Source organism: Streptomyces sp. (assembly GCF_031178505.1).
Taxonomy (GTDB): Bacteria; Actinomycetota; Actinomycetes; order Streptomycetales; family Streptomycetaceae; genus Streptomyces; species Streptomyces gulbargensis.
Genome location: NZ_JAPSIW010000168.1, coordinates 1 through 10,874, shown reverse-complemented (window position 1 = coordinate 10,874; position 10,874 = coordinate 1). Strand labels below are relative to the sequence as shown.

12 protein-coding genes are annotated in these 10,874 nt (G+C 72.8%); 7 read left to right on the top strand and 5 right to left on the bottom strand.

Annotated features, from left to right (window positions below; genetic code table 11):
* Positions 1-623 precede the first annotated feature (623 nt).
* From RIF68_RS14180 to RIF68_RS14170, 3 genes are all read right to left on the bottom strand, one after another.
* Complete coding sequence (locus RIF68_RS14180; protein WP_309051590.1) at positions 624-1,484, bottom strand: PHP domain-containing protein; 861 nt, start codon at positions 1,482-1,484, stop codon at positions 624-626.
* A gap of 224 nt (positions 1,485-1,708) precedes the next feature.
* Positions 1,709-2,347, bottom strand: coding sequence for a DUF6758 family protein (locus RIF68_RS14175; protein WP_309051589.1), 639 nt, complete (start codon positions 2,345-2,347; stop codon positions 1,709-1,711).
* A gap of 225 nt (positions 2,348-2,572) precedes the next feature.
* Positions 2,573-3,157 (bottom strand): suppressor of fused domain protein, encoded by a 585-nt coding sequence (locus RIF68_RS14170; RefSeq protein WP_309051588.1) that lies wholly within the window; start codon positions 3,155-3,157, stop codon positions 2,573-2,575.
* A gap of 423 nt (positions 3,158-3,580) precedes the next feature.
* On the opposite strand from RIF68_RS14170, the gene RIF68_RS14165 reads away from it, so the two are divergent.
* On the top strand, positions 3,581-4,708 hold the full coding sequence (locus RIF68_RS14165) for a magnesium and cobalt transport protein CorA (RefSeq protein WP_309051587.1): 1,128 nt from the start codon (positions 3,581-3,583) through the stop codon (positions 4,706-4,708).
* 24 nt (positions 4,709-4,732) lie between these two features.
* Here the strand turns inward: RIF68_RS14165 and RIF68_RS14160 are convergent, their stop codons facing one another.
* Positions 4,733-5,398 carry a TetR family transcriptional regulator gene (locus tag RIF68_RS14160; protein WP_309051586.1) on the bottom strand — a complete coding sequence of 222 codons (666 nt, stop codon included), beginning with the start codon at positions 5,396-5,398 and terminating at the stop codon, positions 4,733-4,735.
* 109 nt (positions 5,399-5,507) lie between these two features.
* On the opposite strand from RIF68_RS14160, the gene RIF68_RS14155 reads away from it, so the two are divergent.
* The 3 genes from RIF68_RS14155 (at position 5,508) to RIF68_RS14145 (ending at position 6,835) form a co-directional block, all read left to right on the top strand.
* A complete protein-coding gene (locus RIF68_RS14155) occupies positions 5,508-5,756 on the top strand; it encodes a hypothetical protein (protein WP_309051585.1) in 249 nt (82 codons plus the stop codon).
* Between the two features lie 68 nt (positions 5,757-5,824).
* Entirely contained in the window at positions 5,825-6,223 is a 399-nt protein-coding gene (locus RIF68_RS14150; RefSeq protein WP_309051584.1) for a VOC family protein, read from the top strand.
* Between the two features lie 105 nt (positions 6,224-6,328).
* Entirely contained in the window at positions 6,329-6,835 is a 507-nt protein-coding gene (locus tag RIF68_RS14145; RefSeq protein WP_309051583.1) for a hypothetical protein, read from the top strand.
* Positions 6,836-6,886: 51 nt separating this feature from the next.
* Here RIF68_RS14145 and RIF68_RS14140 read toward each other — a convergent pair whose 3' ends face one another.
* The gene (locus tag RIF68_RS14140; RefSeq protein WP_309051582.1) at positions 6,887-7,675 is read right to left on the bottom strand and encodes a hypothetical protein; all 789 of its coding nucleotides are present in this window, start codon (positions 7,673-7,675) and stop codon (positions 6,887-6,889) included.
* 269 nt (positions 7,676-7,944) lie between these two features.
* Between RIF68_RS14140 and RIF68_RS14135 the strand changes: the two genes are divergently transcribed.
* The 3 genes from RIF68_RS14135 to RIF68_RS14125 form a co-directional block, all read left to right on the top strand.
* On the top strand, positions 7,945-9,225 hold the full coding sequence (locus RIF68_RS14135) for a magnesium transporter MgtE N-terminal domain-containing protein (RefSeq protein ID WP_309051581.1): 1,281 nt from the start codon (positions 7,945-7,947) through the stop codon (positions 9,223-9,225).
* The gene (locus RIF68_RS14130; protein ID WP_309051580.1) at positions 9,218-9,778 is read left to right on the top strand and encodes a DUF1003 domain-containing protein; all 561 of its coding nucleotides are present in this window, start codon (positions 9,218-9,220) and stop codon (positions 9,776-9,778) included. Before RIF68_RS14135 ends, RIF68_RS14130 begins: the two co-directional genes overlap by 8 nt.
* 44 nt (positions 9,779-9,822) lie before the next feature.
* Positions 9,823-10,874 (top strand): Mrp/NBP35 family ATP-binding protein (locus tag RIF68_RS14125; RefSeq protein WP_309051579.1); only part of this gene is annotated, 1,052 nt, incomplete at its 3' end.

Genomic DNA, 10,874 nt, shown 5'->3' with positions numbered 1-10,874 from the left:
GCGGGCGGGCCGGATGCCGCCCGTCGCGAGCCGCGAGGCCCTGCCGGACGGCAGCCGAGCGGGTCCGTGGCGAGGTCGCGGGGCCGCAAGCCGTACGAACCCGCCCGCCGAGCCGGGATCCGGCAGGACCCGTACGAACCGGCGGCCGGAGCCCGGAGGCCCCGTGCGCCACCGACCGATCGAGCCGACCGGCCGCCTGCCGAGCGCGCGGCCCGTCCGGCGGACCCGACCGCGGGCCAGCCCTGACCGACCCCCTGCCGGCGAGACCGGCCGGACCACCCGGCGGACCGGCGTCCGAGCCGCCTGGCCTCGGCCGGGGTCACCCGCGAGGACCCGAGTCCGTCGCCGTACCGGACGACGGAGCCACGGGCCGGCCCCCGACCGCCGGGGTTCGCTCCCCCGGCGACCGGGCCGACAGGCCCACGATCGCGGCCGCGTCCCGGCGCGATGCCGGTCGACCGCCAGGTTGGCCCGGAGGCCCGTACGACCGACCGGCCGAGCCGGCCCGGTGGCCGGACCGCGCTCCCGTACCGGTCACGTCGGCCCGGCCGGAGCCGGGCGTCGCGGCCGTACGGGGCCCTGGGGGACGACCCGCCCCGCCGGAGGCACCGCGCCCCGTGGGGCTAGGCGGCTCCCCCGGTGCCGGGGACCGGGAACGCGCCGGTGGCGCGGCGGATGATCTCGCCGTAGATCTCGGGGTCGGTGGTGTACTCGCCGAGTCCGCACGTCTTGCGGCTGCCGTGGTAGTCGCTGGAGCCCGTCGTCAGCAGACCCAGCTCCTTCGCGAGGCCCCGCAGCCGGGCGCGTGTCGGCTCGTCGTGGTCCATGTGGTCGACCTCGATGCCGTCGAGACCCGCCTCGGCCAGCCGGGCTATCGCGGCTTCGGGGACGCACTCGCCGCGCTTGACCGCCAGGGGGTGCGCGAAGACGGTGACGCCGCCGGCCGCCTTGACCAGCCGGATCGCCTCCAGGGGGTCCAGCTCGTGCTTCCGGACGTGGGCGCGGCCGCCGTCGGCGAGCCACTGCGGCGTGAACGCGCCGGAGACGTCCGGTACGACTCCGAGCTCGACGAGGGCCTCGGCGACGTGCGGGCGGCCGACGGAGCCGTCACCGGCGATGCGGGCGACCCGGTCCCAGGTGAGGGGGACGCCGAGGTCCTGGAGCTTCTCGACCATGGCGCGGGCGCGCGGAACACGGTCGTCACGGACGAGTTCGCGCTCGGCGAGGAGCGCGGGCTCCTCCGGGTCGAAGAGGTACGCGAGCATGTGGAGGCCGATGCCGTCGAGGCGGCAGGACAGCTCGGCCCCGGTGACGAGGGTCAGGCCCTCGGGCAGGGCGGCGATCGCCTCGGCGTGGCCGCGGGTCGTGTCGTGGTCCGTGAGCGCGACGACGTCGAGGCCGGCCGCGGCGGCCTTGCGGACGAGTTCGGCCGGGCTGTCGGTGCCGTCGGACGCCGTGGAGTGGGTGTGCAGATCGATGCGCACGACGCGGGACTCCAGGGGCTCGGCACGGACGGAGGGACACTCCAGCATAACGGGCGATTCGCACGCTCTTGTACGGAGCCGGTGGCGCCCACGCCTGTTACGCGGACGCCCCGTCAGGATGACCGGCCGGGCTCCTGCGGGAGCACCCCTGCCCGCGTGGGGCGGTGCCGGCGAGGCGGCTTCCGGGGGACCTCGGGCCGTCCTCAGGCCTCAGGCCTCAGGCCTCAGGAGAGCAGTCTCGGGGTGAGCGCCCCGCAGGGCAGCAGTTCGACCTCGGCGCCCGCGTCGCGCAGATCCGTCAGGACCAGTTCGTCGTACATGAGCAGGCCGGACTGTTCGGGCCAGACGATCGCCCACAGCCAGAGACCCCGCGCCTCGCCGGCGAACACGGCGCGGTCGTGCGGGGCGCCGGTGACGTGCCAGAGCGGGGTGGGTCGCCCGGCGGCGAGCACTTTCGCCTGGGGCGGTTTGTCGATGGCCATGCCGGCGCCGGGGTCGGGGCCGTCGATCCCGGCGTACCGGGCTCCGAGGCCGACGCCGAGCTCCTCGGCGATCAGGAGCAGCTCGCCGATTCCGCCGAGCGGGCCGGGCCCCGAGCAGGCGACGGCGGTCGCGCGTCCGCCGCTGCGATCGTCCCCGGCGTACGCGACACCGGTGAACAGCCAGCCGACGGGCAGCGGCCACGGCATCCAGACCGGGACGTGGGACCGGTGGACGACGACGCCGAGGGCTTCGACGCTGGGCGGGATCACGGGCTGGAGCGGATGCACCGAGCCGTGCACGTCACACTGCCACGAGTCGGCGAAGAGACCGGGCGCCCTGACCCGGCCACCGCACTTCGGGCAACTGGGTTCGCCCCTCATAGGGCTCAACGGTCCTACCCCATCCGCTCCGCGTCAAGGACGCCTCCGGATGATCACCCGTCCGGCGGGAGCCGTTCACCCTCGGTACTCCCCGGCGCTGCCGGGGAGGCGGACGCGCTCCGCGTCCGCCTCTCACTCCCCGTGACCGCCACGGGCCGGGCCGGGGGTGGCGTCTCGTGACCGTGGGCCGGGCTCGTCCCCAACTCCGGTCGGCCGTCCGGAGGTTCAGTCCAGGTTCACGGAGCGTCGCAGCGGGTCGCGCAGGTCGGTGCCCTGGATGAGCCAGCGCTCCTCCAGGGCCTGGGCCCCGTGCACCCGCTTCCAGGCCGCCTCGTTCGCGGTCATGGGCAGCAGCGGCAGGAAGCGCACCGGGTCCATGGGGTGGTCGAGCTCCAGATCCTCGACGAGGCCGCCGGACTCGGCGACGAGGACGGAGCTGAAGGGGGCGCCGGGCCAGAGCGGTTCGCCGACGTCGAGCGACGCGCCCGGGGCGACGACCACTCCCTCGACCTGCGGGGTCGCGGCGAGGACGGCGAGTGGGCGCAGCACCTTGTCGGTCTCGGCGAGTCCGCCGCGCACGCTGAGGACGAGTTCCGCGCGGGGACCCTTGACTGGGTCGGCGAGGGCGGAGGTGGGGTCGGCCATCGGCTGTGCGGACATGCCGAGGGTGGCGTACCGCACGAGATCGCCGTCCATGAAGCGGAGCACCTCGATCCGGTCCGTGCCGAGGAACGTCACCGCGGCCCTCGCGTCCGGTTCGCCGAGCGCCGTGCGCAGCCGGGCCTCGACCAGTGCAAGAACTTCTCCCATGCGGTGAGCATAGATCGCGTCGGGAATGGGCAAGGGACGGGATTGACCCTCGGTCGGCTGATAGTGTTGGCCACTGGTCGGGACTCCCGACTGCTCGTCACACGTCATCCCTCACGAGGGACCGGCCGGAGGAGGTGGGACTGCGATGGACCGAAGTCGGTCGGGCAGTACCAGCCGCTCTTTCGCCGCTCCGTACACGAGCCCGGTGCGCTGCACCCTCCGGTGACCCGGGGTCCGTTCGGACCCGACCTCTCCGGCATCTCGCACGACGGAAGAGCACTTTCGCCTTTGCCTGTCTGTAGCGAACGCCGTCACCGCGCCCTGCCGGTGCCGCCCGCTTTGTGGACGACGTAGCTCCACGTCCTCATTCCGGGCTGTGCCACGTGTCGCGCACCGACGGCCTCTCCGTGAAGGAGCATGCCCATGTCGATGATTCGTGACCTGCGCGCCGCCGTCCGTCCGGGCCTGCGCCACTCCCTGCGCAAGACGCCCACCACGTACACCGCTTACGACCCGACGCGTGACCACTCCGCCTCCAGTGCCGTGGTCGACTGCGCCGTCTACCGCGACGGCCTGCGCGTCGAGGACCGCGACTGCCTGACGCCCCGGGGCGCGATGCGTCACGTCCGGGAGAGCGGCGGCTTCGCGTGGATCGGCCTGCACGAGCCGACCGAGGCCGAATTCGCGGTCATCGCCGCCGAGTTCGGGCTGCACCCGCTGGCCGTCGAGGATGCCGTGCACGCCCACCAGCGACCCAAGCTGGAGCGGTACGACGACACCCTCTTCACCGTCTTCAAGACGATCCACTACGTGGAGCACACCGAACTGACCGCGACCAGCGAGGTCGTCGAGACCGGTGAGGTCATGTGCTTCACCGGCCCCGACTTCGTCATCACCGTCCGGCACGGCGGCCAGGGCTCCCTGCGCAACCTCCGCCACCGCCTCCAGGGCGAACCCGAACTCCTCGCCAAAGGGCCGTCCGCCGTCCTGCACGCCATCGCCGACCACGTGGTGGACGGCTACATCGCGGTCGCCGACGCCGTGGAACTGGACATCGACCAGCTGGAGATCGATGTCTTCTCGCCCGCGACGAAGGGCTCCACGCGCGGTACGGACACGGGGCGCATCTACCAGCTCAAGCGTGAGGTGCTGGAGTTCAAGCGGGCGGTGACCCCGCTGCTGCGCCCGATGCAGCTGCTGAGCGAGCGTCCGATGCGGCTCGTGGACCCCGACATCCAGAAGTACTTCCGTGACGTCGCCGACCACCTCGCCCGCGTCCAGGAGCAGGTCGTGGGATTCGACGAGCTCCTGAACTCGATCCTCCAGGCCAATCTGGCGCAGGCCACCGTCGCCCAGAACGAGGACATGCGCAAGATCACCTCGTGGGCGGCCATCGTGGCCGTCCCGACGGCGGTCTGCGGTGTGTACGGCATGAACTTCGACCACATGCCCGAGCTGCACTGGAAGTACGGCTACCCGATGGTCCTCACCGGCATCATCGCGGTCTGCTTCACCATCCACCGCACCCTGAAGCGCAACGGCTGGCTGTAGGGGGCCACCGGCCGGCCGCCCTCCTCAGGTCCGGAGGGCGGCTCTCAGCAGTCCGTACACGTGGTCGGCCTCGGGCACGAGCGCGGCCTCGATCTCGTCGTCCGTGCGGCCGGCCAGGGTGAGCTCCTGTATCCGCCGGAACAGGAGGCGGTCGGCGGCGGCGATCTGCGCGGCGGCGGCCCGGGCCTCGATCGCCGTGACGCTCCCGGAGCCCCCCTCCCGCTTCTCCCCCTCCTCTGCCTCTCCCTCTGCCACGGAGGCGGCGACGAGCGCCCGCGCGAGCGCCTCCTCGCGCAGGTCGTGCAGCTCGCGCAGCCGGGCGGTGAGCGTCGGGCTGTCCGCGATCATGCGGGCGAACTCGGGGCCGGTGAAGCCGGCGACCGGGCTGTGCGCCGCGAGCGTGGCCCGGAACGCCCGCTCGAGCGCGGTGAGGGGTGCCTCACCCGGCTCGCGGTCCGCGACGGTCCGGGCGAGGCCCTGGGTGAAGGCCTCGTGGTGGTCGAGGGCCAGGTCCTCCTTGCGCGGAAAGTAGTTGGTCACCGTCTTCTTGGCCACCCGGGCCGCATGCGCGATCTCGGTGATGGTCGTCCGCTCGAACCCCTGCTCCACGAAGAGCCGGGTGGCGCAGTCGGAGATCAGCTGCCGTGTCTCCTGCTTCTTGGACTCCCGGAGTCCCAGCTCGATACTCATGAGGGAATCTTACACCGGTGGCAAAAATAGCCTTGCGGCAGTTCGGAGTCTCTGCGTAAAGTTACGTCCGTCGCAAAATTATCCTCAACTGGGAAGGCGTCACCTGCCCATGCGTGCCCTCGACACCACCGCGTTCGCCCTCCAGGCCCTCGCCGCTCCCAGGCCCGCCGCCGCGACCACGTCCGGCCCGGCCGCGGAAGCCACCGCGAACCTTTCCGCCCTCTCCCCCCTCTCCGGCCCGCCCGCCGTACGAGGTCGCGGAACCGGGCTCCGCGCCACCGCCCAGCGCCCGATACCGCGCGGCAGCCGCGCCAAGGCGGCCCGGCCCCTGCACCGGGCCCCGCGCCGCACGTTCTGAACCGTCACCTCCGTCCCCGGCCCCACCGCCACGCGGCCGCAGCCGCACCCACCACGCCAGGAGTCGCCGTGAACGTCACCACTTCCACCCTCTCCCTCACCGTCGCCGATGTGGTCGCCTCGCGTGAGTTCTTCCGGACCCACCTCGGCTACGAGGTCGCCATGGCCGCCGAGGGCTTCGCCTCGCTGACGCGGGGCGCGGCCGACCCGGCCGCCGACATCGTGCTGCTGCGGACGGGCACGGAGGTCCTGCCTCCGGAGCAGCGGCACCGGCGGGCGGAGGGCGTCATCCTGGCGTTCACCGTCAGCGGGCTCGACGCCGAGGAGCGCCGGCTGCGCGAGGCCGGAGCGCCGATCACCCTGCCGCTGCGCGAGGAGCCGTGGGGGGAGCGGCTGTTCCAGATGACGGATCCGAACGGCATAGTCGTCCAGCTCGTCGAGTGGGTCGCCCCGTCGAACCCCGTTTAGGAGCGGCCCGCGTCCGGGAGGGGAGCCCAGAGCCCGGGGCGGAGGAGTGCGGGCGTGGCGCGGACGGCCCGGTGCCCCGGGGCGGGCGGCCGATAGGCTGCCGCCATGACCGACACGCTGCTCACCGGCGCCCTCGTCGAGGAGGCCACGAAGAAGTCCGGCCTCGTGTGGGTGCGGGGCACGGGCCCCGCCCGCGCGCTCTGGCACGTCTGGCACGACGGTGCCGCGTACGTCGTCGGCGACGGCCCCGGCGAGCAGCCGCTGCCCGGCCTGGCCGACGGCGGTACGGCCGAGGTGACCGTGCGCAGCAAGGACAAGGGCGGCCGGCTGGTGTCCTGGACGGCCTCCGTACGGGAGATCCCGGCGGGCTCCGATGAGTGGGACGCGGCGGTGGCCGAGCTGAAGGGCAAGCGGCTGAACGCTCCGGACGGCGAGGCGATGCCGGGGCGCTGGGCGCGCGAGTGCCGGGTGCTGCGGCTGGAACCGCGGGCGGCGACGACGGAACTGCCGGACGGCTCCCTGGCCGCCGCACCGCTGCCCACCGGGGCGACGACCCGCCGCCCCGTGCCGGCGGCCCTGCCGAAGCTGCTGTTCCGCAAGCGCCGCTCCTGAGCGGCCCTGGCGCCGGGCCGCTCCTCGGCCGGGCGGCCGGGCGGACACCCGCTAGGCGCGCGGAAGCTGCTTGCCGTAGTCGAGGGTTTCCTCCTTGGACGGCGCGGTGAGCGGGAAGTCCTGGTTCCACTCGGAGAGCACCACGAGGCCCGCTCCCCCGCCCCGGGCCAGCTGGAGCGGGTACGGGGTGCCGTCCAGCGCCACGTCGAGCGTGCCGCCCTCGCCGCCCTGGCCGCCCTTGACCTTGATCGTGCGGGTGCCGCCGATCTGGTCACGGTCGCCTTTGACGGCCTCGCCGTGGATGCCGATCAGACCGTCGAGGAGGAGGTCCATGTCGGTGAAGCCGCGCAGCCGCGGATAGGAAGGATCGTCCTGCGGGACCTTCACGTACTTGTCGTCGAGCTTGTCGGCGGCCTCGGAGTCGGACTCGGTCGGCTCGCCGGACGCCTTGTCGTCGTGGGTCCAGAATCCGGCGTCGGCCTTCATGTAGAGCGCGTCGCCGACGCGGAGCAGCTCGAAGGTGCTGTTCTTCGTCCGCACCGAGCCGGTGGCGCCGTCCTGCTTGAGCCGCATGTCGAGCTTGTAGGTGCCGCCCTTGCTGACGAAGGTGCCGGCGAGCCGCACGGCCCGGGCCTCGTCCGCCGCCGAACGGGCCTTCCGCTCGATCTCGGGCGCGGAGAGCCGGCCGACCCCGTTGGTCCCCTCGTCCGGGTCGGCGGCGCAGGCGGCGAGCCCCACCGTCAGACCCGCGCAGAGCGCCAGCGGCGCGACGGCTCTGCGCAGCCGTGCCGCTTGGACGCGCGCTGCCGGGGTACGCGATGACGGGATGAGGACGGTCATCTGCGCTGCCTCTCGTGTCGGTGGGGGGCCCGCGGGCGTGCCCGTCGGGGCGCGGGGGCGAGGGTCGCCGCTCACGGCCGGGCGAGCGCCGGGGCCGGTTGGGGGGAACGGCAGACGCAGCGTACCCGGGCCGGGTGACCGCTCCTGCGGCAGCCGTACGGAGGTGCTGCCGGAGCGGGGCGGAACGGCACGGGCTAGCCTGAAACCGGCAAAGCCCGGCAACGGCTCTGCGAGAACTCGAATCGTGCGGCACCGAGGAGGCGCGTGGCATGGCGGCAGGCGCCCCCCGCATCTTCGTCTCCCACCTGGCCGGTGTCCCGGTCTTCGACCCGGTCGGCGACCAGGTGGGCCGGGTCAGCGATCTCGTGGCCATGCTGCGGGTGGGACGCAGGCCTCCCCGGTTGCTCGGGATGGTGGTGGAGGTGCTCAGCCGCCGCCGGGTGTTCGTGCCGATGACCCGCATCACCGGTGTGGAGTCGGGCCAGGTCATCACCACGGGTGTGGTGAACATGCGCCGGTTCGAGCAGCGGCCGACCGAGCGGCTCGTCCTCGGTGAGCTGCTGGACCGGCGGGTGCGGCTCGTGGGCCCGGACGGGCGGGAGGGCGAGGAGGTCACCGTCCTCGACGTGTCGATCCAGCAGCTTCCGGCGCGCCGGGACTGGGAGATCGACAAGGTCTTCGTGCGGCGCGGCAAGGGCGGGGCGCTGCGCCGCAAGGGCGAGACGCTGACCGTGGAGTGGTCGTCCGTCAGCGGATTCTCCCTGGAGGAGCACGGCCAGGGCGCCGAGAACCTGGTCGCGACCTTCGAGAAGCTGCGACCCGCCGACCTGGCCAACGTGCTGCACCACCTGTCGCCCAAGCGGCGCGCCGAGGTGGCGGCGGCCCTGGACGACGACCGGCTCGCGGACGTCCTGGAGGAGCTGCCCGAGGACGACCAGATCGAGATCCTGGGCAAGCTGAAGGAGGAGCGGGCGGCCGACGTCCTGGAGGCGATGGACCCGGACGACGCGGCCGACCTGCTGTCGGAGCTGCCGGAGGAGGACAAGGAGCGGCTGCTGACGCTGATGCGGCCGGACGACGCGGCGGACGTGCGGCGGCTCATGGCGTACGAGGAGCGCACGGCGGGCGGTCTGATGACCACGGAGCCCATCGTGCTGCGGCCGGACGCCACGGTGGCGGACGCGCTGGCCCGGGTGCGGCAGCAGGACCTGTCCCCCGCGCTCGCCGCCCAGGTGTACGTGTGCCGGCCGCCCGACGAGACGCCGACGGGCAAGTACCTGGGCACGGTGCACTTCCAGCGGCTTTTGCGCGACCCGCCGTTCACGCTGGTCGGCGCGCTGGTGGACAGTGACCTGCCACCGCTCGGCCCGGCCACCCCGCTGCCGGCGGTGACCAGCTATTTCGCCGCGTACAACCTGGTGGCGGCGCCGGTGGTGGACGAGAGCGGTTCACTGCTGGGCGCGGTCACCGTGGACGACGTACTGGACCATCTGCTGCCGGAGGACTGGCGGGAGACGGAGTTCCACGAGGAGGGGGTGCAGGGTGGCTGACCGGACGCAGGAGCGCGACCGCGAGCAACGGGAGCGGCAGCTGCCGCGGATCCGGCTCGACCAGCCCCGGATCCGGCGGCCCCGGCTGCTGCCGGAGTACGACCCCGAGGCCTTCGGGCGGCTGTCGGAGCGGATCGCCCGCTTCCTGGGGACGGGCCGGTTCATCGTCTGGATGACGGTGATGATCATCGCGTGGGTGGTGTGGAACGTCTCCGCGCCCGCCGGGCTGCGCTTCGACGAGTACCCGTTCATCTTCCTGACCCTGATGCTCTCCCTCCAGGCCTCGTACGCGGCTCCGCTGATCCTGCTCGCGCAGAACCGGCAGGACGACCGGGACCGGGTGAACCTGGAGCAGGACCGGAAGCAGAACGAGCGGTCGATCGCGGACACCGAGTACCTGACGCGGGAGATCGCGGCGCTGCGGATGGGCCTGGGGGAGGTCGCCACACGGGACTGGATCCGTTCGGAGCTCCAGGATCTGGTGAAGGAGCTGGAGGACCGGGATCTATTCCCGTCCGGGGGCGGCCGGCACAGTGACGTACCCGACCGTTGACAGCCCTTTCATGGGCCGGTGGTCGTCGCCGTACCATCTGTCGTATGGCTACGGAAGACGCGGTGCTCGAGGCACTGGCGACGGTGAACGACCCCGAGATCAACAAACCGATCACTGAGCTCGGCATGGTGAAGTCGGTGGAGATCGGGCCGGACGGCCGGGTCGCGGTGACGGTCTATCTGACGGTGTCCGGGTGCCCGATGCGCGACACCATCACGCAGCGCGTGTCCGAGGCCGTGTCGCGGGTCGAGGGCGTCACCGGTGTGGACGTCTCGCTGGACGTGATGAGCGACGAGCAGCGCAAGGAGCTGGCGGCGGCGCTGCGCGGGACGACGGCGGAGCGGGAGGTGCCGTTCGCGAAGCCGGGTTCGCTGACCCGGGTGTACGCGGTCGCCTCCGGAAAGGGCGGCGTCGGCAAGTCCTCCGTGACCGTGAACCTGGCGGCGGCGATGGCCGCCGACGGTCTGAAGGTCGGTGTGGTCGACGCCGACATCTACGGCCACAGCGTGCCGCGGATGCTGGGCGCGGACGGCCGTCCCACCCAGGTCGAGAACATGATCATGCCGCCGTCGGCGAACGGCGTGAAGGTCATCTCCATCGGCATGTTCACCCCGGGCAACGCGCCCGTCGTCTGGCGCGGCCCGATGCTGCACCGCGCGCTCCAGCAGTTCCTCGCGGACGTGTACTGGGGCGACCTGGACGTCCTCCTGCTCGACCTGCCGCCGGGCACCGGTGACATCGCGATCTCGGTCGCGCAGCTGGTGCCGAACGCGGAGATCCTCGTCGTCACCACCCCCCAGCAGGCGGCGGCCGAGGTGGCCGAGCGGGCCGGTTCGATCGCGGTGCAGACGCACCAGAAGATCGTCGGCGTGGTGGAGAACATGTCGGGTCTGCCGTGCCCGCACTGCGACGAGATGGTCGACGTGTTCGGCACGGGCGGCGGCCAGAAGGTCGCGGACGGCCTGACGAGGACCACGGGCGCCACCGTTCCCGTGCTCGGCTCCATCCCGATCGACGTGCGGCTGCGCGAGGGCGGCGACGAGGGCAAGCCGGTCGTCCTGTCGGACCCGGACTCCCCCGCCGGCGCGGCGCTGCG